Raw genomic sequence first — 25,549 nt, forward strand, 5'->3', positions numbered from 1 at the left:
GGGTTGTTTTTTTTTGTTTCATAGTGAACAATCCACTAAAAGATTACAAATAGATATATCACACTATTACGTAAGTATATGTAATAGTGTGTTTAAGTTTTTTATCAATTTAATAGTTAGATTAGTTGATTATATTTAATATACCTACAAAGCCCTAGCTCTAGATTGAAGCTAAAGGCTTGTCTTCTGTGCCTCAAGGCATTTTTTAATTTGTTGAATCAGGTTAAATTTAATGAATTCTTTCTCTAAGTAATTGTTCTTCTAAAGCAGCGATGCGATTATATGCTGCTGTTAATTGCGCTGTCAGTCGTTGGATTTGAATTTCTGGTGTTATGTTATCTCCACTTTGACGATGCATGTCAAGATAAATACCATCTGTCAATACATCCTTATGTTCCATTTCTGGATTCAAACTTATGCGTCTAATCTGATAGCCTCCAGGCGCGCCGTTTTCCTGATAATTATCCTTTGCTTGTGTATTCGCTAAAGAACACTCTGAGAAAGCTTGAGTGACTTTAATATCAAGTTGATCGATCACTTGGCAGAGGGCATCCAGTTTTTCGCTTAAAGTCAGGATCTGCTGCTGTAATGGCTCCATTTAATACCCTGTATCCGTACATTTTCTTTATGTTATTCAATTTATTCCCAACCTTAACTATATTTATGGATTATTTAAGTATTGATAATTTTTGGTGCAATTGTGACATTTAAATGATTACTTGTAAAGACAAGTAAATCTTGATTAAAAATACTAGTCAGTAAATTTATAGAGAAAAATTCATATTTATGCATGAATTGGCTCAAAAAATCGCTAATTTAAGTCAAATATTCAAAATTATCGGTATTATCAAGCAAAAATACAGATGATTTTGCAACTCCACTTTTTCAGATAGTCAGCATCTGGTGAATCTCTGCTTAATATTAGGTATAATCAAAAATCTCAAATCCAAAATCAATGGATCGACGGTCTTTCTTGCTAGGTACAAGTACACTGGTACTTTCACAACTGCTTTTTGGCTGTGCTGGAAACAAGCAGACGCAACTAAAAGTACAGTTATTAAAAGGTTCTATACCTGGTCAGGTAGTGAATCAGTTCCACAAAGGTTTACAGCAACAGGTAGAGTTAAAGTTTGCCCCAGTCGAGCAGATAGAAGATTTATTTCAGCAATTACAAAATTGGCAGCAAAAACCAAAATCTAGCGATGAACAAGGATGGAGTCGTTTTATACCCTTTAGGCAAGGTCAAAAAACGGCTGATGCAGACCTCATAACATTGGGAGATTATTGGCTAAAAGCAGCTATTGAGCAGAAACTCATTCAACCACTCCAAGAGTTACAGGGAAATGAATTAAAGCAATGGCCCGCTTTAGATGAAAAGTGGAAAAAATTAGTAACGCGCAACGACCAAGGTAACTTAGATACTCAAGGGAAGGTGTGGGGTGCGCCTTATCGTTGGGGTAGCACAGTGATTGTTTATAACCGTGACAAGTTGCGAGAATTGGATTGGACACCCAAAGATTGGAGTGATTTGTGGCGAGATGGAATTCAGCAACGCATTTCTCTACTTAATCAACCACGAGAAGTTATTGGTCTGGTCTTAAAGAAGCTAGGAAAATCTTACAATACAGAGAATCTTGACCAAGTACCAGACTTGGAAAAGGAATTACAGACATTAAACCAACGGGTGAGGTTTTACAGTTCCAATAACTACTTAGAACCTCTAATTATGGGAGACACTTGGTTAGCGGTTGGTTGGTCAAGTGATGTCCTACAAGTTCTGGGACGTTATCCCCAACTGAGTGTAGTTATCCCTCAGTCAGGAACAGCGATGTGGGCGGACTTGTGGGTACGTCCAGCAGGTATTACTAAGGATACTTTATCAGATCAATGGATTGATTTTTGTTTGCAACCAAGCATAGCTAAACAAATTTCGGTGCTGACTAAAAGTAATTCGCCAATTTCTACAAATATTACCGCTTCCGACATTCAAGAACCATTACTGAGTCTGTTACAGAGCGATGTCTACGACGGGCTACGCCTACGCGCAGTTTTCGATAAGAGTGAATTTTTGCTTCCTTTACCGCCATCTGCAATCAAACAATACGAGTCTTTATTTGCCAAAATTAAGGTTTAATTGGGAATTGGGAATTGGGAATTGGGAATTGGGAATTGGGAATTGGGAATTTAAATTTTCCTATCTTGCTCATCTCCTCCAATTTCTAACTCCTAACTATTTACTAAAGTAAACTCTGTAAACCTATCTTGTTCTTAACATTGGTTTGGATACTACATAAAGCTGGACTTGTACTAAAGTTACAAGTGTAGGTTGCCAAGGGTTCTTTTTGATAGTTAAATACCCGAACATTGTAACCAAAGTTCCGTGCTGCACTACCTAAGCGATTTACGAAGTCGTAGCGCTCTACATACTCTAGTAAGCTCCAAATTTGCTGATTCACGATCAAGTCTACTCGTGCAGGTTCTTTGCCAGAAGCTGGATATGCTATCCAATTATCTAATAGCTTTTTCTCAGAGTTTTGTTGCGCCCACCATAAACTCGGAACGGTTAATCCTTCTGGATGAATCGTGTTAGCTGTGACTATATAGTCTTTTGGCTTAGTCAATAACTCTAGTTCTAAAGGCGCACTAGAAGGTGACGGTATTGAGGGCGTTTGCGCTTGTGAGGGCGACGGTACTAGTAAAGTGGTGAGGACAATGGTTAGTAGTAATGAAAATGATGTTTGGCGATGGCGCAGCCCGCCGCAGGCATCGTACAATTTAGGTATATGCATAGCTGATACTAATTCGTAATTAAGGCATTAGTAAAAATTCGCATAATTTAAACTTTGATGGCAACGATGCGAATTCTTCGGTAGTCTGCTGTCCAAGTTCCTTGTTGATACAGCGTCGGCTTGAGATATTCCTCTACGACGCGAATTATTTGTATTTGTTGCTCATCAGAAAGTCCTGCTAAAAAAGAACTAGCAAACATCTGAATCCAGTTTGCCATACCTGCTTCTCCTTCTGCTAAAGGAGTTGGACGAGCAAAAAGTATGGCATGAATTACATCAAAGCCTTGCTGTTCTAGGAGGCTGGCGTACTCACCGATACTAGGGAAATACCAAGGATTTAGGGCTTGTGCAGGGATATTAATTGCTTCTAAGGCACTTTCTAAAGCTGTGGCGATCGCCAAAACATTACCCTTCCCCCCAAATTCTGCCACAAAACGACCTCCGGGTTTTAGGGATTGATGGATGGAAGCGATCGCGCTCTCTGCTTCTTTCACCCAATGTAATACAGCGTTGGAAAACACAGCATCCAATGGCTTGTCTAGTTGAAAGTTCCTAGCATCAGCAACATCAAAGCGGATATGGGGATAGTTTTCTCTTGCTTTTTCTATCATTGTGGATGCATAATCAACTCCCATAACTTCAGCACCAGCTTGGGCAATTTTTTCTGTGAGTTGTCCAGTCCCACAGCCAAGATCCAAAATCGATTCTCCTGGCTGAGGGTTGAGTAATTGCAATAAGTCTTCGCCATACCGCCAGACAAAGGCGTGTTTATCTTCGTAAAGGGAAGTGTCCCAATAATTATTAGGTATTGAAATATTCTTCATAAGTGGTGAAATTACAGAGGGTTTATTTTCCGATAATCAATCCTCTGCCTTGGGTTGATCACCGCCTATTCATCAGAGTAAAAAATATTTTTAATTATGTCCAATATATATTTTCACCTTAACTAATATTTTAAAGATATGAGTTCAGGTAACAGATGGAACTACGACACTTGCGCTACTTTGTCACCTTGGCAGAGGAACTGCACTTTGGACGGGCGGCGGAACGATTGCACATTGCCCAACCTCCCCTAAGTCAACAAATTCGGCAGCTAGAGGGGGAATTGGGTTTTGAACTGTTTCACCGCACGAAACGAAAAGTACAGTTAACAGAAGCGGGGCAAGTGTTTCTGGGTGAAGTTCAGCAAATTATGAGGCAATTACAACAAGCAATCCAAATTGGGCGGCAAACCAGTCGGGGCGAAATTGGACAGTTGGTGGTTGGCTTTGTCAGTTCTGCGGCGCATAATATTTTGCCTATTATTTTGCGAACTTTTCGTAGTCACGTTCCTGGTGTGAATATCGAGTTGCATGAACTGACTACAGATCAACAGTTAGAGTGGTTAGGAGAAGGTAGGATGGATGTGGGATTATTGCGTCCACCTGTTGAAGAAAATAGATTTAGCTGCGAAACAATTTTTCAAGAGTCGCTGATGGTGGCACTACCTGAAGCACATTTGCTAGCGAGTCAATCTGATGTGTGTTTGACATCCCTTGCCAATGAAGCATTTATTTTATTTCCCAGGATATTAGCGCCAGGACTTTATGATTTAATCATCAGTATCTGCCAGCAAGCAGGTTTTAGTCCCAAGGTTGCTCAAGAAGCTATCCAGATGCAAACGATTGTTAGCTTAGTAGCAGCCGAGATGGGTGTTGCGATCGTGCCAGAATCTTTGCAAAACCTGCAACGGATCGGGGTAGTTTATAAAATTGTACAAGAACCTACCCCAAAAGTTAGCATTGCAATGATTTGGCGAAAAAACGAGACATCCCCAACTGTGCAGAGGTTTGTGGAGATAGTTAAACAAACTGCCCAGCAGTGGTGAATAGGGTGGCTTACAACAATAAGAAAATATTTGGTTACAACTAAAAACAATCATTCGAGAGTTTTATGTTGATGTCAACGCGGATGCTTTTTGGGTTGAATTGTCATGCCCCTGTTTTGTTTCTATCCTTGCCTGTCTTACTCTGACAGCCAGCGCTTGCGTGTCTTGAGGAACAGCCCTAAGACTGTGAATATTGCCATACCCAGATCGAAGGAAGGTTCAGGAACAGGAGAGGCTAGTGCCCCATCCTTAAACAGATCCGAGAGGTCTTTGGTGTCTGGGGAGTTTGCATCACCCAAAAACCCGCCCCCTAGCCCGTACACACCGAAGAGTTCCTGCCAGCTTTTCAGGTCGGAGGAGTGGGTATAATTTACGAGGCTTTCATAGGCGTTGCCTTTAGCCAGAGGTGAGATCACTATTTCCGGTAGGGTGTGGCTGAAGTCGTTTTGATTCTTGCCTTCAGTCTCATCCCACCAGATCACGATCGCGCCATTATTTTTGTAAGCATCGGATGACATGATCTGGGGAATGACCGTGGCAAGGAAGTTGTCACCCTGTGCGAGTTCGGCCTCATCGCCTGTGTAATGCACCCCATTATAAGTAAAGCCGTCGGTCAATGCGGTGTGTGAGTCGTTGTACTGGTCGGGGGTGATGAGGTTATATTTGCCGACAGTATTGTTAGCAAGGTCTGTTGACAACTGCTGCAATGGTGCATAGTGGGAGGCTTCGGGGTTTGAAGGCGTTGGATCGTTGCCGCCGTTGGTGTCGGTAAAGAACAGCTGCCCGTCGTGTTTGGCGGCGAAGTTATACTGGTTGCTACCGTTGTAGGGGTTAGTGTAGTCCGCCGACGTACCACTGACACTGCTCAAGGGAACAGTCCACTGACTTTGCGGTAGGACGGTGTTGGTCAGCTTACCCTGGCTGTTGGTGGCTAGGTCGATATCTTCCTGGTAAGACTTCCAAGAGATGCCAGCGTTCTGGAGTAGTCCGCTAAGGTTAATCGCGTTCTGGTTAGTACCACCGGGGTTCTTAAAAGGATCATTGTCGTTCAACACGCCAAAGTTATCTCCGGCTTCCTGCCAAATATAGTTTGGTTCAGACGGGTGGATGCTGGGGTTATTGCCCGATGGTGTAGCCAGGACGTTATGATAAGCACCGGCGTAGGAGACCTGAGCGGCATTCGGATATCCGGGGGTGATGAGGCTGTTCTGATACGGGGTAGCAACATTGCCGAATATCTGATTGGGCGCATTTGTATCGCTACTTGGTTGCGTGAAGTTGTGGTTCTCCATATCTATGACGAAGATATCACCAAGGCTTGCTGCCACTGCCGCCTGTGCGCTTAGGAGGCTCCCGGCCACAAAAGCAACGGGAAGAAGCGTCCACTTCAATAACTGTAGTTGCATTGATTTTTACAAACTGATTGTAACCATCAGGAATATAGTGATACGGGCTTAAGCACTGACTATTACAGCTTTAAGGAAACATTAAGTTTTTCACTCAACTGCTCCAGAATTATGAATTATCGTGACTTTTCACGGTATCTGGAAAACCTCTCTCTAAATCTCTCTCCTAAAAGGAGAGAGACTTTGAATTTTCCCCCTTCCCGCATCGGGAAGGGGGCTAGGGGGTTGGGTTTTTCGTGAGCTTTTCCTCACGACGTGAAAAGTTAGATGAATTATCTGGTCAAAGTCCCAATGGGCCACGAGTTACACCTAGCTGATTTTGCAGTTTCAACTCTCGCCAGAGTTGATAACCTGTAATCTTACCTTGCAATAATTGACTGTAGCAATGTATTGTTTTACTCACTTGTTCTGGTGTCTCATTCACAAACTCGATGCGAAAGTGACCTAATCCAAGTTCTAGAAGGCGCTGTACGTACTCGGCTCCCGTTTGGGCAGTGCCGTTAAATACAGTATTACGGCAACCTACATCTGCTTTAATAACGTGTTCGCTACCTACACGGTCTTTTAATTTTACTTCCTGCTTTTCACAAGGTCGTCCACAGTTGGTATGGTCTGTACCCGTCGATAGAAAAGCACAAAAAACACAATGCTCCATGTGGAACATCGGTATATGCTGATGGATTGTCACCTCAAACCACTGGGGTGGAGAACTGGTGAGCAAATCTTGGAGTTGGGTAATATTCAGGTCATAAGATGCCGTCAGCCGTTCTAACCCAAAGCGTTGCTGAAAGTAGTCTGCTGTTAAGGGATTAGCAACGTTGAGCGAAAAATCTCCAATACAACGGTCTTGAGCAAAGAATTGCAGTTGGTCATAGTTTCGTATCAGATAGCCATCTGCTTCACAGGCGCGTACCTGCTGCAAAATCCAATTTTCCCCAGGTTTGGTAATTCGGGGTGGTGCAACCCAGATTGTGGGGAGTGAAGAATTTTCTGCTTTGTTTTTTTGCTGTTGTTGGCGCACCATTTGCACTGCTTCTCTGTAGGCGCGAGGGTCTTCAAATTCACAGTACAGTGTTTCAACACCAGCTTTGAGCGCGGCTTGGAGTTGCTTGAGGTTTCGTACTAAGACGATGAGTGAAGGAGATAAAGGGGATGAGGAAGATGAGGAAGGGAGTAAGTCTTGGAAAGAGACATCAGAACGTAATTGCCAGCGTTTGGGTTGACTTCGCAATTCTTCCAACTGCGCCACAATTTCCCGCCGCATCCGATTCAACTCACTTACGGGCAACATAAGGGAAGTGCTGAGGTGGTTTGTTAGTTTTTTCAAAACCAAAGGTGTGTTACCGAGACGACCAAATTGTTCTTGCAAACGGGCTGTATCTAAGGGTTTCGTGTGCGCCTCCACCAGAGAAATTGCAGACTCCACCTGTACAACATTACCGAGTCGATCGCGGGCGATCGCAATCAACGCCTGACCAAGTTCTCCATAAACCTCTACATCAATGGGACGCTGAAATTGGGGATTCTCACCTGCAAAACTCTGACGCAGTTGCTTATCGAGTTCTGGATCGCTGGTTTTCCAAATGCGATCGCCTATATGCACTCGCCGCAGGTTCAAGTCATTTCGTCCAAAGGTGAGCATGGCTTCTTTACCCTTGGACACTACAGCATAAACGCGGCCGCCTTCTTCCTTCGCCTCTGGATGACCGCAGTCAAATACTATTCCATCCCCTGGTTTTACAGGCGCTTCGAGTTTAACTGTTACCTGTTCGTTGTGAATGCGGGTAACTTCACCTAAATAAACTCCACGTTTTTTCCCAAAGCGGGCGTGAACTAATTCCTGATTATTAATCCCGCCAAACCAACCCGTGTAGAGTCCGCGAGAAAATGCCATTTCTAGGTTGTAATGTTCTTGATTTGATTGACCTCTCCCCCAACCCCTCTCCGTTGGCGTAAGCCTGCCGTTAGGCATAGCGGAGAGGGGAGCTTTTATTCCCCCTTCCCGCTTCGGGAAGGGGGTTAGGGGGTTAGGTCTTTCCAATTCCGTCATCACTCCATCCAAAGCTTGCCGATAAACACGGGTGACATTAGCAACATACTCTGGAGCTTTCAAACGACCTTCAATTTTGAGACAAGTTACTCCTGATTTCACCAAATCGGGCAAAACATCTAAGCCTGCTAAGTCTTGAGGACTGAGTAAATACTTGCGTTCTTTTAAATTTACAACTTCCCCATCGGCAATCAAATCGTAGGGCATCCGACAAGCTTGGGCACATTCGCCTCGGTTAGCAGAACGTCCGCCTAAAGCCTCGCTAGTCAAACACTGACCGGAATACGCCACGCACAAAGCACCGTGAACAAATACTTCCAAGGGCAGCGAAGCTTCTTGTAGGGCAATCTGCTGCTGTATTTTATTGATTTCCTGAAGAGAACATTCACGCGCCAGCACCACTAATTGACAGCCGAGGGATTTGGCAAATTCTACCCCAGCCGCACTGGTGATGGTCATTTGGGTGGAAGCATGGATGGGAAAATCGGGCGACAGATGACGGATGAGACGACAAATTCCCACATCTTGGACAATCACCGCATCCACACCTGCGGCAATAATTGTGCGGAGATACTGCTGGGCTTCTGCTAGTTCTTTAGGAAATATTAGTGTGTTGACAGTGACATAACCCTTTACGCCGCGACTGTGCAGAAATTTCATCAAGCTGGGTAAGTCTGCCTCAGTAAAATTTTCTGCCCGCATTCTGGCGTTAAACCGATCCAAACCGAAGTAAATCGCATCTGCCCCATTTTCCACAGCAGCTTTAGCACATTCCCAATTACCTGCTGGCGCGAGTAGTTCAGGACGTTGAAGAGAGAGTTGGGAAAGGGAGCGTAGGCGTAGCCCATCGGAGATATCGCTTTTCATCAGATTTAGGGTTAAGTAGCACCATAGTGATTTTATCGAAGTTTGGAGGAGGGGGTGCGATCATAGCCCTCATCTCTCCACAACGATTGCTTGCCTATCTTGCTCAATTAGTCAACAATATCTACCCTTGATCCACCCAAAGTTACAAGATTTGATGAATACTCTCTATTAGCTGCTCAATAAAATCTACTGTATCACCAACCATTGATTCGTCGATATACCAGCGATTACCTATGTTGAGGGTAGGATCTATATCTGCTTCGTGAGCAATTTTGTTTCTGCGATCCACAATTAAAGTAAGTTGTTGCTTAATATCTTTAGCAGGCTTACTCATTTTAGTAGCAACCTCATCCCACAATTTTTTATCAGAAATTTGTCTAATTGCATCAGCTATTTTATCGGGCTGCTGAAAGCTTTGATAACTTAGACGTTCTCGAATCTCGTCCTCTAACCATGAAGTATTATTTAATCTGTTCAAAATACTATTTGATATAGCTGGAATTAAACCAGAAATAGTATGAGACTGCTGTAAAAAGTTAGCTCCATAAACCTGCTGTATGTCACTCTCTATCCAAGAGGCGATATCTATGGCTATTTTTCTATCTTCACGAGCGCTTCCCAACGAAACTTGAAAACGGGAAAAGGCTGATTGAGTTGTATTAGCTGAAGATACTGGTTCAGCACGTTGTCCTCGATGAATTTCCACCATACCCAAGGTGACAACCTCATGGATATAATAATCCAAGGCACTAACAGTTAGAACTAGGGCAGCTCGTAAAATGTCTGAAAGATCCAGAGCAGCAGTAGCTTGAGCCTTAACAGAAGTATGAACAGCAATAAGATCCCTAACACGCTGAATACTAATGCGAAACTGGTCAAGCGCTAATTGCATAACTGGATGATAGTGCAATAATTTTATCTGCTAAGTCAGAAAAAGTTTTTTTAAACTCCTCTTGCTTTGCCTGATTATTATCTAACACTTTGCCTTTTTGATTTAACTGTTCAGGTGTTAGCGCATAAACAGGTGTCCTGTGTTCCTGTGATAGAGCAATTAAGCTGTTAAAGTTAGAAATCTTTGTCAGGGTAAAATTACTATTAATATCCTGATTAGTATAGACATTATTAGGCAATAGCAGATTATTATCACGTAAAATCGGAACTAGTTGAGAAACAACTCTTCGCTCAATTTTTTCTATCCATGATTGAAATGCTGCTGTTTCTTTACCCCTAATAATTCTATAGTTTTGAACTATAGTTCCTAAAAATTTCAAGTTAAATTCTGGAAAGGGATAAGTAGCTTCCTTTAATATAGGGTTTACGCTTGCCATCCTTGCCCAACTACACCACTTTGATAAAATTCTAGACAGAGAATCAATTGCCATCACAGAGAAAAAATCAGCAGTTGTAGGTACTAAGAAATAGTCACTTGTCATCAGTAAATTCTGATTGATTGCTCCTAAACTTGGACTCATATCAATCAGAATATAGTCAGCATTAAATTTCTTAGCAGTTTTTTCTAAAATATCAGAAATAGCACCTGGCAAGTTTTTGAGTGTCTGAATTGAGCCACTGAGTTCCTGCGCGATACCTAATGTTACTTCGTATTCAGCAAAGCCAACATGACCAGGCAATAAAAATAAACCTTCTTGTCCTTCTATCGGAATACAATCTACAGCTTCAATAGCCCGTGGCTGTGACTCAAAAGCAGGAGCCAAGCCAGTTTTTATATTTGAACGTGTGTTGTAGATGTTTTCTATCCTTGCTTCGTCATCTTCAGTTTCTTCTTTTAGAGCTATTCCTGTTAGATTACATTGAGGATCGGTATCTACAAGGATAACTCTCTTACCCTTTGAAGCAAGCATCCAACCTAAGTTAAAAGTCGTTGTGGTCTTACTGACACCACCCTTGTGATTGAACAAGGCAATCTTGTGAACCATCTTATTTTGCTTTTGATACTTCTGAAATCTTTTGAATACAGATATTATTTCATAACCTGTATAACTTCAATATAGCTTCTAAAAAGCTTACAAAACAGCAAGTAAATCGTGTTTTGGAGCAACTAGGAGAAATAGAGGAAGAATAATGAGCGATCGCTACAGTATGGTAATTCAATGGTCAGATGAGGATAATTGCTACTTAGTACACTTACCAGAATTTCCTTGGCAGCAATTCCACACTCATGGTAAGAGTTATGAAGAAGCCGCTAAACATGGGCAAGAAGTGATTGAGTCTCTGATTGAATGGTATCAAGAGCAAGGAAAACCTCTGCCAGAACCAATTACTTTTCCTCAGAAACCGTTAAAAGTGGCTTAAATCTTTTTAAGATAATCTGCACAGGTAAGGCCATCGCACCCTTACCGCAAACCCTCAATATCAGTACTTTCCCCTTCCGATTCAACAGGCTCAAACTTAACTTTGTTGTATAAATCTTGTAGAGAAATCTCAAATGGTACAGTAACAAGTGCGATCGCCTTATCCTATTCAGATTCTCTAATATATCAAATCCAGCAAATTAAATCATAGCTCATACAGAGTTTTAAACCAGGTTACGAATGTCTGCGCTTTAGGATGCTGTGGATTAAGAATTTCATACTTTATAGCTTGATGAAGTTGTCTTCCTGGTTCTTCTTGCCATGCTAGCCAAGTGTAAATTTTAGCTTTATCAAGATAAGAATCTTTGAATGATGCTCCTTTGTTTTTTGCCTCTTTTGCTACTTCCTGAGCATATTGCCAAATAGTTTCACCATCATTTCTAATTATGTAAGCTAAAAACGTCTCTAACATACCTCTCATTTGGTTATCTGGCATAATCCAGATACCAAACTTAATTCCATTTTTTGTAATGTGGATAAGTCCTGTCTCTGATATTTCTTCAGGAATGTCAGGTATACTTGACAAACAAGCATTTCTTATACTTATCCAACGTGCAGGTAAATCTTCATCTGCGTCTATTATCACGCCTAAATTAGTGAGTCCTGATGCTTGTAATTCAGTAGAAATAAGGTTTGCATCAATGTTCTCGTAACCTTCACAATCTTGTATTGATACAATTGCTTCCCTTTTTTTATCACCCCAACGAATTCCGTTTTTTTCTATTAATTCTGGTATAACTCGTAAATCTTCCTGTCCTTCTACTAACAGTTTTTTGGGTTCATAACCTTTTGCCATTACTAACGTACCTCAATTTCTCTTTCAGCAGCAATGACGATTTGAGGTTCAATAAAAACTACACTTGTTTCTTTACCTTTCTCGATTCTGTGAATTCTAATACCATCCTCAGTGGCATCTTGCTGCTCTGCAATACTGGCTAAACTTGTCCAACAATCACTATTGTGTGTAGTTGCGAAAACTTGCACATTTAATCTTTTGGCTGTTTCCCAAATCAGTTTCCACATATCAGACATTGCCGTAAAATGGAGTCCGGTATCAATCTCATCAACAAATAAGTATCCGTCTTTAGCACACACTGTAGCCAGTGCAAGTCCTAATATCCGCCAAATACCATCACCCATACTGCCAATTGGTACACGCTGATTACCAGAAAGAAGGACAAAAAAACCGCCCCGCGAATCTAAAGAATACCTAGACTTTCGAGAACTAACTGGAGCAATCCGTTGAATTTTAGAGTCTATTCTATGAAGTGCCTGCTCTACAAGTTTTTCTTCAGGCGTTAGTACTATCTGATCAAATAGTTCAATCATCTTCTCAGTTCCTAGAGAAGATGATGTTATAAATTGTATTTTTGGTGCTGAATTTTTAGTATCTCTACGCAATTGACGAGTATAATCCTCTATAGGAAGTCCGCCATTAGCTGATAGCGGTAGTCTCCAAGGCTTTTCTTCTCGCCCATAATTCCACTTAATACTGAAATCTAGTTCCTTTAATGCATCTGGGACTTCATCATCTGGAAACTCAGGCGATGAGCTAAGTGGCTCTTTTGAAGAAATTTTGCGTTCTTCTATTGATACAATAAGATCCTCTTGAATATTGCCATTAGTACCTGTTATTGAAAATTTGCTCCCCAGTTCAATCTCGTGACCATAAAAAAGGTGACGAAGATCAAGGTCTTGAGATTGGCCTAACCTTAATCTACGTTCACTACGCTCATCATCAAAAAAATATTCACTTCGATTAGTCATTGTCTGACGTAGTGGCTCAAGATTATTCCGTGAGCATAAAAGTTGAATAGCCTCCAGTATTGATGTTTTACCGATATTGTTTTTTCCAACGAGCAGGTTAACTCTACCAAGCTGCTGAAGCTCGAAAGATTTGAAGCTACGGAAATTATTTATTTTTATCGTCTTCAACATAATTTTGCTAGCCGGAGACAGCAAAGAGCTAATGATTGGTATTAGTATAAGCAGTCTTGATACTTTTAACTCTAGCAAAAAGGGGCGATCGCCTTTGTCAATTGAGATAAATTAAGCGATATCTTCTCTGCGAGACGCTACGCGAACGATGGGCTACGCCTACGCACCTTATCCCAACTTACTAAGTGGATACGTGAAAAACTACCTTATAAATCCTAACTTGTAACTTCTAACTCTTCATAAAAGCGGCAAGATTCGCAAGGGCCATCTGGGTTGACTGCACAGCGAATGAGTTCTGAATGAGCATTGTAGGAACAGGTGGCATCACCAATTACCCAACGTCCACCTACCAAACTTTTCTCAGATGGCCGTTTAGCAGACTGTACATAAATGGCAACATTATGTAAGCGGTAGCGCCCAGCTTTTAGTTGGTATCGATGGCGGCGTTCTAAAACTGCGTAGGTTTTACCCTCAAAATCGAGATAATTTCCGGGTTGGGGTGTCCAATCAAGTTGCACTTTACCGAGTGACTCAGGCGGATGTGTCAGAATCACCTCAGTTAGTAAAGAGTCTGGCTCCATAAGCTTATGTGATTTGGTTTACATTAGAAGGATCGTATAGCATAGCTTTCTTTAGCTTACCGAATTTAGATTAGAATTAATGACTAACTCTTCGCGTCCATACAGATTAAGGCAACCAAAAGTCAGGTAGGATAGATTTGCCCAAGTCACGTAGAGTTTGGTTGAGCGATCGCGCCACTTGGATATGCACTTCATCCTCTTCTACAGCTAAAATCTCGGCTGGCTGACCTTTTCCCAAATAAGACACCACCAAATTCGCCGCCTCCAAACCAGTAACATAAGCCTTTTCCTGTGACCAGGAACCATGCCGGTTCACAATCCAATCCCCACTCATAAACACGTTCTCAAAACTTGTCTTAGCGGGTAACATATAACCATAGCTACCAGGTGCAAAGTGAGTCACCGCTTGAGGTAGCCGAATTACACTGCTATCAACAATCTTTGCCTCCCGAAAGGCCGGCACACAAGTTGCTAAATAACCCTGAACTATTGCCACAATCTCCTCATCACTCAAACTGAGAAACTGATTTGCGTGATAAAAATCAGCCTCAATCACCGTTCCTGGCTCATCCCGATATTCATCATGTAGAGCATTCAAATCAAAAAACGTCCAACCTGTACTTGCGTCAAATCCAAAGCAAGCATTAGAAGGACGCGGAATATCAATTTTGCGGTCAAACCATAGCCGCGTTGCTAAAACATCAATTGCTCCTAAATTGCTCAAATTACGGAATTCTTCATGGCTTTGTAAACTAGGGCTAGTTGAGACGATTTTCTTCATTCCCGCAATGCCAACCGCAAAAATCACAGCATCTGCTTCAATTACTTCATCACCGCAAACCACACCTTTGGCCCGATGATTGCTATCAACAATTAAGTCTGTAACCCGACGCTTGGGTAGCACTCGCGCACCAGCTTTTTCAATCTGTTCTACCCAAGGACGAAATATCTTTTCTCCAACAGTTCCTCGACACCAAACTACATCAAAATCAGGTTGATGAGCCAGAATAAAAAAGTAAAGCATCCCTAAAGTCGCGGCGGCTGAACATTGTTCACCAGGGGCAAATAAGCCCACTAATAACATTGGTTCAAAAGCCTCGCGGTAAAGTCGCGCAGAAACATTAAAGTCTTTGAACAATTCCCTAGCAGTTACAAAATCATAGCGCCGCCAAGCTTGATCAGAATTGTCAAAATCAACAACAGCATACAGTAAAGGCAGGGCGCTCAGACGGTCAATTAGTGGCAATCGTTTAAACTTAGTATATAGAAAAGTTCCTAGTGGGGAGGGGAGTCGCGGTAAGTCTTGAAAAATCGGTGATTCAACTTCTAAGCCTGCTGGCGAATATTGCGAAGAACGAGTCCAAGTAGTAAAAGGATTAATTTCTAATTGATTGATTAGGGAAAAAATATTTTTGTAAGGATACCAAAAGCCATGAATGCCAGCTTCAACAGATTTTCCGGCGGCTGTTTGCCAACCTGCCACCAACCCACCGGGATAAGGGCCTGCTTCTAGAAGAGTCACATCATAACCTTGTTTCGCCAAATGGTAGGTTGCTCCTAAACCAGCCCAACCAGCACCTACAACTACCACCCGTTTTTGTTGCGATCCTTCTACCATTCCAGCCTCCGATTGTTGCTGTCCATCAACTAATGTATACGAACTTGTGTTGCGATCGCGGTTTTGGTTGGAATGCAGTTCAGTAAAAATCCCTTGCGGTTAATGCTGAGTTACGAGTATAACAGAAAACAGACTTAACTATTGATGAGGAATAATCATAATGACTCAATTAGCAAATACAAAATTCAGTCTAAATGACTTTGAATTACGAGATGGCATTTATTTTCCTAGTGACTATGAAGAATTGAATAATACTCAACATAAAAAAACATGGGACGCAATTGGTAAAACATATTATGGTTCCCAAAAAGTTGAAAAACTTGCAGAGACATCGCCCATAAAACAAGATTATACTCTGCTAACTGGCACACCTGGAGGGACGTGGAACAAATTTCCATTGAATAAATCTGTTGGCTCTATTCTAGAGATTGGCTCTGGTTATGGACGCGCACCTTTGCATCTCTCGAAAGCGAAAAATCTCAAATGCGAAAAATATTATGGTATTGATATTTCTGAACCTTTATTGCGGCGGTTAATCAAGGTTAAACAAGAATATAATTTTTTTCCAGAAGCCGAATTTAACTTGATTTGCACTTCTGCTGAAATTTTGCCTTTAGAAGAGAATTCTATAGATTTGGTAATTTCCAATTGCGTCTTTATGCATATCCCCGATGCACAATTAAGGAATTTGTTGGCTGATATATCTCGCGTCCTAAAACCTGGTGGAATTTTTGTTTTCAATCATTCCTTTCACAATAAATCTTGTCCTTCTCATATTATCCACAACTTTATCAGAAAGCTAAACCCATTTGTAAGAAATCCAGTTTATCTCAAGCAATATTCTGCTGTTGAAATAAATGAAATGTTAGCAGATGCTGGTCTGCAAACTAAGTGTTCAGAATACATTGTGGAACCAACGCAAGAATATGCAATTTTGCCGGAAACCATTAAAGGAATTCCAGTACCTTTTGCTAATGCTATTAACAGAAGTCTTAAACCATCAGATGCTTTAAAAGAGACTTTGGCTTATGGTTTTAGTGCCTACAGCAGTCAACTATAGCAATCTTAAATAATTCGCAAACAATCAGATCCCCGACTTCTCTAAGAAGTCGGGGATCTTGTTTTTTAGGAGTTGTTATGTAACTTACCAACTTTTACCGACATATTTAAATTAAAGTTGGTAAATTAGTAATTACTTAAGCTAATTCTTCCCTACGCAACTATGCCATCGGATTTATCGCCCCTTTGGATATCACTCAAAACTTCATTACTTGCCACATTTATCACTTTCTTTTTGGGGATCGCTGCTGCCTACTGGATGTTGGGATATCGTGGCAAAGGTAAATCGTTAATTGAGGGTATCTTTATTGCACCCTTGATTTTACCGCCTACAGTTGTCGGTTTCTTGTTGCTGCTATTTTTTGGCAAAAATGGCCCTGTAGGGAAACTCATGGAGACTTTTGACTTCACCATCGTTTTTACTTGGTATGGTGCTGCGATCGCAGCCACAGTAGTTTCTTTCCCATTAATGTATAAAACTGCACTTGGAGCCTTTGAACAAATAGATGGTAATCTGCTGCGAGTAGCTAGAACCCTTGGTGCAACCGAAGCTACAATCTTTTGGCGCATCAGTTTACCCCTAGCAGTACCCGGCATTGTTGCCGCCACAATGCTCGCTTTTGCCCGTGCTTTGGGAGAATTCGGTGCAACATTAATGCTGGCTGGTAATATTCCCGGACAAACGCAGACAATTCCAATGGCAATTTATTTTGCTGTGGAAGCGGGAGCAATGAACGAGGCGTGGTTTTGGGCGATCGCAATTATGGCGATTTCTCTATCTGGAATTATTGGGGTTAATTTCTGGCAAGAATTGCGGGAGAAGAAGGCAGGGGGCGGGGGGCAGGGGGCAGGGGGAGAAATTCTTTACACTCCGCAATCTAGTTTTGAATCAGGGGGATTGTTAGTCAATATTGAAAAAATCCTTCCTAGCTTTGATTTAAAAGTTGCTTTCACTACTGATGAGCAACCTTTGGGATTATTGGGGGGTTCTGGAGCAGGTAAGAGCATGATTTTGCGCTGCCTTGCGGGGATAGAAACGCCAACAAGAGGGCGCATAGTTTTAAATGGCAGAGTCCTGTTTGACTCTGAACAAGGAATTAATCTACCCAGCCGCGATCGCCGCATCGGTTTTTTGGTGCAGAATTATGCCCTCTTTCCGAACATGAGTGTGGCGCAAAATATTGCTTTTGGCTTACCGAAAAAACTATCTGCTGGAAGTATTAGAGTGCAAGTAGAGGAGCAACTTATAGCGATGCAGTTGCAGGGATTAGGCGATCGCTATCCGCACCAACTTTCTGGGGGACAACAACAACGGGTAGCCTTGGCAAGAGCATTGGCAAGTCAACCGGAAGCATTACTTTTAGATGAGCCGTTTTCGGCACTTGATACCCATTTGCGTAGTCAATTAGAGCAGCAAATGACAGAAACTCTGGCTGATTACCAAGGTGTGACTTTATTTGTCACTCATAATATGGAAGAAGCTTATCGAATTTGCCCAAACCTGTTGGTATTAGAGCATGGTAGAGCGATTCATCATGGCAGCAAACATGATATTTTTCAGCATCCTGCTACCGTTAGTGTCGCTCAACTTACCGGATGCAAAAACTTCTCACGTGCTGTTCTCCAGTCATCAGAACAGGTAGAAGCGATTGATTGGGGTTGTAGTCTCCAAGTAGTTGAACCAGTCAAGAGCGAATTATCCCATATCGGCATTCGTGCCCATCAGTTCATTTTTACCAACGACTCATTACAGGAAAATACCTTTCCCTGCTGGGTAGTACGAACCAGTGAAACGCCCCATCGAATGACGTTGTTTCTCAAATTACATTCTGCTGGTAAGAATTCTCAAGATTACCATCTGCAAGCTGAAGTCTTCAAAGAAAAATGGGCGACTATGAAAGACCAACCTTTTCCTTGGTATGTGCGTTTAGATCCTCTACGCTTAATTTTAATGGAGTGAACGTAGAAATATACAGGACACGGGAAATTCTTCAAAATCATCTTACTTCAAGCGCCCAGATTCCAAAGAGTCTGAGCGCTTGAATATTAGGTTGCAGAGAAACTTCTGCTAGTTAGGGAAATTAAGCAGGCATCATCTGCATACTTCTGCAAGACTCTGCACATTTGCGGCAAGCGGCAGCACATTCCATCATTTTCATGTCATCGCTCATCATCTCACAGGCCATTGCAGTGCGATCGCACATTTCGGCGCAAAGCATACAAGTGCGTCCCATGAACTCAGAACCGCTCATCATCATATTCATGCACATCATGCACATTTCAGAGCAATCGCGCATCATGCTCATCATGCTCATCATGTTCTTGTTCATCTGCATACCACCTTTGGCCATACAGTAAGTCATGGTTTCCATGCACATTTTATGACAGTCCATACAGACTTCCATACAAGCTTGCATTTCGGCAGTCATAGTTTCATTCATCATCATCATCATCATTTGAGATACCTCCTGATTTGTTGATGCATAAATAGTGTCCTTAAAAGCACTACTACTAACATTAGTACTATCCTTTTAAAGAGTCAATGGTAGTTTTTAATTCATAATTCATAAGACTACTATCCCGATATAATTACCGGGAATTGAGAGAAATTCTACAAAAGTTTAGTGCTGTTTTATTAGTTGTTCTTACAGATTAAGGCTTAGATACTCCCTCTCACAAGTGGGGTTTATTGAGCAAGTCAACTTTTACATCGGGGATCGCAAATTAGAGTCAAGTAAACCGATGATAATTAATATTTTAAGCTATGTTAAGAAATCTAAATATAAGTAAGTTGCCACAGATCATCAACAATTCCAGGTACTTTATGGGATATGTTAACGCACCATACCAGGACTTAGGCAAAAAATAGCCCAAACCTTGAGTTTCCGGTAGGGGGAATTCATTAATTCCCCCTACCGCGTGTAGTTTTGCGTAAGTCCTACATACTTTAAAATTATATTTATTCATATATCTTGAATTTTTTCCGGCAACTCATTTACACCAATTATTTCTGAAATTGTGCAAAATCAGGCTTGTCAAACAAGGGGATTTTGCCCCTTGTTGTATACAACCTCACTGATAAAATTACAGCAGATTTCAATTTATTAAGGTATACCCGCTACAAGGCATTCACTAGGGTTAAAGAAGGATGTACTTAATTTAGTTGCAAAGCGCTGTATGTTTCTTCTACTGTGGCGAAAAGCTATATTTTTAATCAAATGCGTCAAAAATTTGAGCGCTATTTTGGTAGTTATCTTAACCAAACAAACCAATAGAAAAGTTGTCAAATCGACGGGGATCGCTTTTGTCTATTGATTGGTTAATCAAAGTAATAATGTTTTTTCACATCACTTGTAATTTCCCAGATGCAGGACATGCCAGCAGGAAAAATCACCAAATCACCTTTACCCATTTGCACTGGCTGTCCACCATCAGGAGTAACTATTACATTTCCTTCCAAAATGTAGCAAGTTTCTTGAGAATCATAAGTCCAAGGGAATTTTGAGACTTCCTTATTCCAAATTTTCCATTTAAAGACACCCAATTCATTGAGGCGTTCTTGTGTTAGGTTGATGCTCAATTTTAATTTCCATATTGTGCTTTATCTAGTTATGTTTAGCAGTAGGATTGAATATCCTCTCCACACTGATCTACTAGATAACACAAAGCGCGAAAACGCAAGTATACAAGTTCGTTATAAAGCGGATTTAGCTTGCACATTGGCGGAATATGGGCTATTTTGCGACCAAAAACGATGACATCACGCTCGAATGGACACTGGGCGGGGATCAGTTTCGCAATAAATTTAGCTAATTTCCGATTATGAATCTCAATTTTATCCAGCCATTGGCGTAATGGTTGCAGTAAATCTAATTTAGGTTGAGCTAATTGGTTTTTACTATCTGCTTGATGATTTTGTCCTACAGGTTGAATAAAAGCAGATAGAAAAATACGCCGATTGTTTGTTTTAAGCATGGTTTTAGGCAAGGTTTTACTTCTGTAGATGAACTATTTGCCGATTGGGATATTACCATTTAATTTCTCTAATCAATTTGCATTTTGCTTGTTTGTAAAGAAAGAAACAAAATAAGCACAATTGAAAGAATTTACATGCATCTTCAGAGGTAAATGGTTTAACTAATTGTTATTTAAACCCACCAAATCAGGAAGAACTGTCCCGTTAAATACAAAATAACAAAGAAAATATAAAAATTGCATTTCTTTAACTTATAGATTTCTAATCTTGTAGATAGCAAGTTTATATATTATATATAAATGCCTGGTTCGGAAACGGCCTAGTATCTAGAGATGGAATTTGGTAGATAAAAAAACAGGTTAGCTCTGACTATATATACACTTCGCTAGGATTAGCCTCTAATATCTCATGATTTTAGGCTATTAAATATTTAGTAATCTGTCCGATATCTTACACTAATATACCTCAATATCATCTAATAAGTAGAAATAAATCGTTTGATAAGCCTAAGCTAATACACTTACTACTTATAGCATTTACAAGAAGATTTGCAATACATGCATAGGGCATAATACCGATTACATCTGAGTTTCCACTTGTCTGTAGGGGCAATTCATGAATTGACTCTACAATTAGGCACATTTTCAAATACAAATTGTATAAGGGCTTACACTATTACGCCTTTAGCAACATATAGAACTCATATTTGATTTAAAAAAACTCAATACAAACAACAAGCCTTCTTTCCCCTTGCCCCTTACCTACCGACATAAATAAATTCATAAATCTAAGCAGATTCATATTAGGTATATTTTTAAATGGTATAATGATAAAAATTTTATTTTTTAAAATATCTTAAGCGGTAACGGTCTTGATATGTGTTGATATAGTCTACATTCTGTTGCTCGAATTTTGACAGCAATTTAGGTGGAAATCCTTGTGATGAATATTTAGGACGATACCAAGGTTGGTTATTAAAGTAATATTGTAATTCAGGAGTATCAAAACGGCGGCCATGACTGGCAAAAATTGAATTTCGCATAATATCTAGTTCAAAACCATCTTTCCCATCCAAATCTGCATCAGTTACAAGTCTTTGGGAAAGCCAGAAATAAGTGTTGACAGATGTGGTGGTAAGTGGTGCTATTGATTTAGCTGGGGAAGGTGTAGATTGAACAGGAAGAAATGGGGTAGTTGGTATAACTTTGGGAGTTTCTATTACGGGGCTTGTAATAATTGATGGTGTTTCTGAAGGTAACACCGTTTTGTCTGCTGTAGATTGAGTAGATTTTGGTAACACCTGGCTCATGATGACAGATGCACCAACTAACCCACCTGCGATTAAACTGCCGATAAGAATATTATTCTGACTCTTGCTTTGAGGAGTCGGCTGTGGTTTGACAGGCACTGCCCGATTTGGTGGTGCAGAGACTACAGTTCGTTGATTTAAAAAGGGTTGTGTTGGTGGAATTGGATTTGCTATGCTCTGCAAAGCATCCAGCATTGCTCTGGCTGTGGGGTAGCGATCGCGCGGATGATAAGCGATCGCTTTATCGATCGCTTCTGCCATAATTGAGCTAACATGACCAGCATACTGTCGCCAGATAATCTCACCAGTCTGGGAATCAGTTTCTAGTTGTTGCGCCTGTTTACCAGTCAGCAAATAAATTACCGTCATTCCTAAACTATATAAATCACTAGAGAAAATTGGTCTACCTGCGGCTTGTTCACTCGGCATATAGCCAGGTGTACCAATTACAATCGAACTGGTAGGATTACCTTGAGAGTTCACCACTGTTGCCATTGATTCCCGGACAGCACCAAAATCAATTAGCACTGGTTTACCATCTTGTTCACGGACAACTTGATAGCGATCGTTCAGCAGATGTATTGTCATGGGAGATTATAAGCGATATTTATAAGATAGTTTTCCCAAAACAACCTTCATTTCAAATCTAGTAAACCTTCTTCTTTCAATTTAGGATTGAAACGAATTTGTATTTGCAAACCACGCACTTCTAGCAATTGTGTTGAAATTTCTGCTTCTACTCTCCGCGCTACATTTTTAATAATTTTTATTTGTGCTAATTCATCATTAGCTGGATTTTGATATTTTGCCTGTTCTTCAGGTGTCATGATCGCTTTGACATCAATAGGATGCGTCCATTTTTCCTTTTGCTCCCCATTTCCCCAAGGCACACTACCATTTTCACTAATCCAAACATTTTCAGTATTTTCTAAAATTGTGCGACTAGGGCGTTCAATAGTTTGAATTTTCACCCAGTAGCAATGCTGTGGCTGGCGGACTAAATGCTGTTTTAGGCTGAGATAAACATCACGAGAATATCCTACAAATTGCAGAGTTTTTTCTTGGTTAAAGATAGCATATACCCCGATTTTGCCCTGAAATTGTTCGGGTAATTGACCAGAATCATCAATGTAAGGAATATATTCTAGGGTTGCCAAAGAAGAAAGATTAGTTTCAAAAGTCATACATCAAATATCAAGTTTAGTATTTGCCTATTAGCGAAAAATGATCTTAAAAATTAACCATTGCCAAATTTTTGATAAATTGCACAAAGGCGACTGGGTTTGAAAATTTTAGCACTAAACATAAAATTTGGTGGTACGTTAATGATGGCATATTCATCAGACTCATGATATTTTTCAAATTCTGCTGGCATTCCTTTAGCAGTAGTTAAGCTGTAAGGAACTGGTTGAAAAAGTAATTCTGTAAATTTAACTTGCTCACACTGCAACTGTTGACAAATTTGATCTATGAAAGCAACGCTTGTCAATAAATTAAATAGAGTTTCTTGAGCTTGTGTTTCAAGTGTGAAACTGCCATCAAAGTCTTGAACGATTTTCAGGGACATTTTCTGTATGGATAGTTATTAACGGCAAGTGAAAAATTACCACTTTAAGATCAGCCTATTGGATTGTGTGACTTCTGTCAGCCAGAAGAGAAAGCTAACAGGATTAAGAATCATGAAGTTTAGCAGATTTCAGGGATAGCTGATTTGTCCTTTAAGCTGTGCTGACAAAATTCAGCTATTCACTAAATACAAGCAAGGAATTTTTAGGGTATAATTTAATACATTGGACATTATATAAAAGCAATGTCTACTTACTCCATCAACCTCCATCCTCCCTAGAAACGATTCTTACACAAAAAAATAAGTAGATAATCGTGATTTAAACCACAACTATCCACTCAAAGTTTACTAAATGCGCGTTACTAAAAAACCCAATTAGATTATTGGAACTGGGAAAAGTTCAAACCAATTAGCGTGACTCTGTTCCCTGATTGGGGCTACCTGCTACAGAATCCTCTCCTGGTGCTTCTGGTGTAGCGGTGGGTTTAGCATCACTCTTTTCGGCATCGCCAGTTTTGCGGATTTTTTCGTCGATGGGGGTTTGGTAGCCACCAGAAGCACTAGGTGTGCTTTCTTGGTTAGATTTTTGTTTTTGTTCTTCAGCCATGACTACATTCCTAATCTTTCATTGTTGGGATTATCTTAGAAAAATCAGGAGTATGAGTGCATCTATCTAGAATATAGTTATCACTGATTCGCCCCTCTATCGAAAGTATTGTTTGGTAAGCCAAACAATATCTAATTTACATAATCGAATTAAACATAAGTCTTGTAAGGTGGGCAATATGAGCGCCCAGCTTATGCAATTTCACTGTGGAATAGCTTATGACTCATAGATCCTGACAAAAATCCAGAGTCAGTTAACTTGCTCGATCAACTGACAGTGCAATTAGCGATCGCAATTCAACAATCCAGCATCTTTGAGCAAGCTCAAACTGAACTAGTTCAAAGACAAAAAGCTGAAGTAAAGTTAAGACATGCCTTAGCTGAAAAAGAAATCCTGTTAAAAGAAGTCCATCATCGAGTTAAAAATAATTTACAAATAGTCTCCAGCCTATTGCAACTCCAGTCTCAAACACTCAAAGATCCAGAAGCGATCAAAGTTCTTCGAGAAAGTCAAAACCGAATTGAGTCAATATCTCTAATTCATAAAAATTAGTTTACTCCTAAAAAACCCCAAATTTTGAGGAGTAAACTTCTTTTATCTCGGTTATGAAAAGTAGTTATAGGTTACTAACATTCCGATTTTTAGAATTAGCAACTTGGGTTTGGTAGTGCCGCCATTTTTTCTGTTGACGCACTCTTTTTTCTTCGGTGAGGCTATCAAAACAATAAGCACAGGAGATACCTTCCTCGTACTTGTCAGATACCTTATCTTCCTCAGAAATTGCATACCCACAACTGAAGCATCGCTCAGAACTCCCTTTCTCCAGCCCATGACTAACGGCTACCCGCTCGTCAAAGACAAAACATTCTCCTTCCCATAAACTTTTCTCTGCTGGAACTTCTTTCAAATACTTGAGAATTCCGCCCTTGAGATGATAGACCTCTGCAAAGCCTTGGGCAAGCATGAAGGATGAAGCTTTTTCACAGCGAATGCCGCCAGTACAAAACAGAGCAACTTTTTTATGTTTAGTTGGGTCGAGGTGGCGTAGCACATAATCGGGAAATTCTCGGAATGAGCCAGTTTGAGGATTTTCTGCCCCTTGAAAAGTACCGATATTCACCTCATAATCATTGCGGGTGTCAATCACGGTTACTTCAGGATCGCTAATCAAATCATTCCATTCCTGGGGACTGACATAAGTGCCAACTTGCTCATTTGGATCTATTTCAGGCAATCCCAAAGTGACAATTTCTGGCTTCAACCGCACCTTCATCCGCTCAAAGGGTGGGGTTTCAGCATGGGACTCTTTGTATTCTAGGTCTGCTAAACGGGGGTCAGTACGCAGAAAACAGAGAACAGAATCAATCGCCTGACGCGAACCCGCAATTGTACCGTTAATGCCTTCTTGTGCCAGCAAAATTGTCCCCTTGACACCTTGCTCTTGGCAGTAAGACAGTAGAGGATATCGTTTCTCGGCAAAATCTGGCAGCTTGACGAATTTATACAGTGCTGCAACAACTTGGATATTTTCTGGCTTCATCCC

22 protein-coding genes and 4 pseudogenes are annotated in these 25,549 nt (G+C 40.7%); 6 read left to right on the forward strand and 20 right to left on the reverse strand.

The window, feature by feature from the left end; genetic code table 11:
* Positions 1-229: 229 nt before the first annotated feature.
* Positions 230-598, reverse strand: a complete 369-nt coding sequence (locus V7K38_RS25035; protein WP_334861694.1) for a hypothetical protein — start codon at positions 596-598, stop codon at positions 230-232.
* A 357-nt stretch (positions 599-955) separates the two neighbouring features.
* Between V7K38_RS25035 and V7K38_RS25040 the strand changes: the two genes are divergently transcribed.
* A complete protein-coding gene (locus V7K38_RS25040) occupies positions 956-2,134 on the forward strand; it encodes an extracellular solute-binding protein (protein ID WP_334861696.1) in 1,179 nt (392 codons plus the stop codon).
* Positions 2,135-2,237: 103 nt separating this feature from the next.
* Here V7K38_RS25040 and V7K38_RS25045 read toward each other — a convergent pair whose 3' ends face one another.
* Both V7K38_RS25045 and V7K38_RS25050 read right to left on the reverse strand, forming a co-directional pair.
* Positions 2,238-2,789 carry a hypothetical protein gene (locus V7K38_RS25045; RefSeq protein ID WP_334861698.1) on the reverse strand — a complete coding sequence of 184 codons (552 nt, stop codon included), beginning with the start codon at positions 2,787-2,789 and terminating at the stop codon, positions 2,238-2,240.
* A 47-nt stretch (positions 2,790-2,836) separates the two neighbouring features.
* On the reverse strand, positions 2,837-3,613 hold the full coding sequence (locus V7K38_RS25050; RefSeq protein ID WP_334861700.1) for a methyltransferase domain-containing protein: 777 nt from the start codon (positions 3,611-3,613) through the stop codon (positions 2,837-2,839).
* A 155-nt stretch (positions 3,614-3,768) separates the two neighbouring features.
* On the opposite strand from V7K38_RS25050, the gene V7K38_RS25055 reads away from it, so the two are divergent.
* A complete protein-coding gene (locus V7K38_RS25055) occupies positions 3,769-4,656 on the forward strand; it encodes a LysR family transcriptional regulator (protein WP_334861702.1) in 888 nt (295 codons plus the stop codon).
* Between the two features lie 137 nt (positions 4,657-4,793).
* On the opposite strand, the gene V7K38_RS25060 is transcribed toward V7K38_RS25055, so the two are convergent.
* The 4 genes from V7K38_RS25060 to V7K38_RS25075 form a co-directional block, all read right to left on the reverse strand.
* A complete protein-coding gene (locus tag V7K38_RS25060) occupies positions 4,794-6,062 on the reverse strand; it encodes an alkaline phosphatase family protein (protein WP_334861704.1) in 1,269 nt (422 codons plus the stop codon).
* Positions 6,063-6,342: 280 nt separating this feature from the next.
* Positions 6,343-8,979: a U32 family peptidase gene (locus V7K38_RS25065; protein ID WP_334861706.1), complete on the reverse strand. Its 2,637-nt coding sequence runs from the start codon at positions 8,977-8,979 to the stop codon at positions 6,343-6,345.
* Positions 8,980-9,121: 142 nt separating this feature from the next.
* Positions 9,122-9,871: a HEPN domain-containing protein gene (locus V7K38_RS25070; protein ID WP_334861707.1), complete on the reverse strand. Its 750-nt coding sequence runs from the start codon at positions 9,869-9,871 to the stop codon at positions 9,122-9,124.
* Entirely contained in the window at positions 9,855-10,916 is a 1,062-nt protein-coding gene (locus V7K38_RS25075) for a ParA family protein (RefSeq protein WP_334861709.1), read from the reverse strand. Before V7K38_RS25075 ends, V7K38_RS25070 begins: the two co-directional genes overlap by 17 nt.
* A 145-nt stretch (positions 10,917-11,061) precedes the next feature.
* Between V7K38_RS25075 and V7K38_RS25080 the strand changes: the two genes are divergently transcribed.
* Positions 11,062-11,292, forward strand: a complete 231-nt coding sequence (locus tag V7K38_RS25080; protein ID WP_334861711.1) for a type II toxin-antitoxin system HicB family antitoxin — start codon at positions 11,062-11,064, stop codon at positions 11,290-11,292.
* A gap of 41 nt (positions 11,293-11,333) precedes the next feature.
* On the opposite strand, the pseudogene V7K38_RS25085 reads toward V7K38_RS25080, so the two are convergent.
* The 5 genes and pseudogenes from V7K38_RS25085 to V7K38_RS25105 form a co-directional block, all read right to left on the reverse strand.
* A pseudogene (locus V7K38_RS25085) lies at positions 11,334-11,456 on the reverse strand (Uma2 family endonuclease); the annotation flags it as partial.
* A 40-nt stretch (positions 11,457-11,496) separates the two neighbouring features.
* The gene (locus tag V7K38_RS25090) at positions 11,497-12,147 is read right to left on the reverse strand and encodes a DUF3226 domain-containing protein (RefSeq protein WP_334861713.1); all 651 of its coding nucleotides are present in this window, start codon (positions 12,145-12,147) and stop codon (positions 11,497-11,499) included.
* A gap of 2 nt (positions 12,148-12,149) precedes the next feature.
* Positions 12,150-13,289 carry an AAA family ATPase gene (locus V7K38_RS25095; protein WP_334861715.1) on the reverse strand — a complete coding sequence of 380 codons (1,140 nt, stop codon included), beginning with the start codon at positions 13,287-13,289 and terminating at the stop codon, positions 12,150-12,152.
* A gap of 215 nt (positions 13,290-13,504) precedes the next feature.
* Positions 13,505-13,870 (reverse strand): DUF6464 family protein, encoded by a 366-nt coding sequence (locus tag V7K38_RS25100; RefSeq protein ID WP_334861717.1) that lies wholly within the window; start codon positions 13,868-13,870, stop codon positions 13,505-13,507.
* 106 nt (positions 13,871-13,976) lie between these two features.
* Positions 13,977-15,488 (reverse strand): hydroxysqualene dehydroxylase, encoded by a 1,512-nt coding sequence (locus tag V7K38_RS25105; protein WP_334861719.1) that lies wholly within the window; start codon positions 15,486-15,488, stop codon positions 13,977-13,979.
* Positions 15,489-15,648: 160 nt separating this feature from the next.
* Here V7K38_RS25105 and V7K38_RS25110 point away from each other — a divergent pair, with 160 nt between their 5' ends.
* Both V7K38_RS25110 and modB read left to right on the forward strand, forming a co-directional pair.
* A complete protein-coding gene (locus V7K38_RS25110; protein ID WP_334861721.1) occupies positions 15,649-16,548 on the forward strand; it encodes a class I SAM-dependent methyltransferase in 900 nt (299 codons plus the stop codon).
* Positions 16,549-16,710: 162 nt separating this feature from the next.
* The gene (gene modB / locus V7K38_RS25115) at positions 16,711-18,507 is read left to right on the forward strand and encodes a molybdate ABC transporter permease subunit (protein WP_334861723.1); all 1,797 of its coding nucleotides are present in this window, start codon (positions 16,711-16,713) and stop codon (positions 18,505-18,507) included.
* 121 nt (positions 18,508-18,628) lie between these two features.
* On the opposite strand, the gene V7K38_RS25120 is transcribed toward modB, so the two are convergent.
* The 7 genes and pseudogenes from V7K38_RS25120 to V7K38_RS25150 form a co-directional block, all read right to left on the reverse strand.
* The gene (locus tag V7K38_RS25120) at positions 18,629-19,000 is read right to left on the reverse strand and encodes a four-helix bundle copper-binding protein (RefSeq protein ID WP_334861783.1); all 372 of its coding nucleotides are present in this window, start codon (positions 18,998-19,000) and stop codon (positions 18,629-18,631) included.
* A gap of 866 nt (positions 19,001-19,866) precedes the next feature.
* Positions 19,867-20,140, reverse strand: a pseudogene (locus V7K38_RS25125) (cupin domain-containing protein).
* Positions 20,141-20,162: 22 nt separating this feature from the next.
* Complete coding sequence (locus V7K38_RS25130; protein ID WP_334861726.1) at positions 20,163-20,522, reverse strand: Mo-dependent nitrogenase C-terminal domain-containing protein; 360 nt, start codon at positions 20,520-20,522, stop codon at positions 20,163-20,165.
* Between the two features lie 839 nt (positions 20,523-21,361).
* Positions 21,362-22,387: pseudogene (locus tag V7K38_RS25135) on the reverse strand (YARHG domain-containing protein); the annotation flags it as partial.
* Positions 22,388-22,467: 80 nt separating this feature from the next.
* Positions 22,468-23,016, reverse strand: coding sequence for a GIY-YIG nuclease family protein (locus V7K38_RS25140; RefSeq protein ID WP_334861728.1), 549 nt, complete (start codon positions 23,014-23,016; stop codon positions 22,468-22,470).
* Positions 23,017-23,069: 53 nt separating this feature from the next.
* The gene (locus V7K38_RS25145; RefSeq protein WP_334861730.1) at positions 23,070-23,399 is read right to left on the reverse strand and encodes a hypothetical protein; all 330 of its coding nucleotides are present in this window, start codon (positions 23,397-23,399) and stop codon (positions 23,070-23,072) included.
* Between the two features lie 409 nt (positions 23,400-23,808).
* Positions 23,809-24,006, reverse strand: coding sequence for a hypothetical protein (locus V7K38_RS25150; protein WP_334861732.1), 198 nt, complete (start codon positions 24,004-24,006; stop codon positions 23,809-23,811).
* 252 nt (positions 24,007-24,258) lie between these two features.
* Here V7K38_RS25150 and V7K38_RS25155 point away from each other — a divergent pair.
* A pseudogene (locus V7K38_RS25155) lies at positions 24,259-24,555 on the forward strand (histidine kinase dimerization/phosphoacceptor domain -containing protein); the annotation flags it as partial.
* A gap of 67 nt (positions 24,556-24,622) precedes the next feature.
* Here V7K38_RS25155 and trhO read toward each other — a convergent pair.
* On the reverse strand, positions 24,623-25,546 hold the full coding sequence (gene trhO, locus V7K38_RS25160) for an oxygen-dependent tRNA uridine(34) hydroxylase TrhO (protein WP_334861734.1): 924 nt from the start codon (positions 25,544-25,546) through the stop codon (positions 24,623-24,625).
* Positions 25,547-25,549 lie beyond the last annotated feature (3 nt).

It is taken from the genome of Nostoc sp. (assembly GCF_036917465.1).
Classification (GTDB): Bacteria; Cyanobacteriota; Cyanobacteriia; order Cyanobacteriales; family Nostocaceae; genus Nostoc.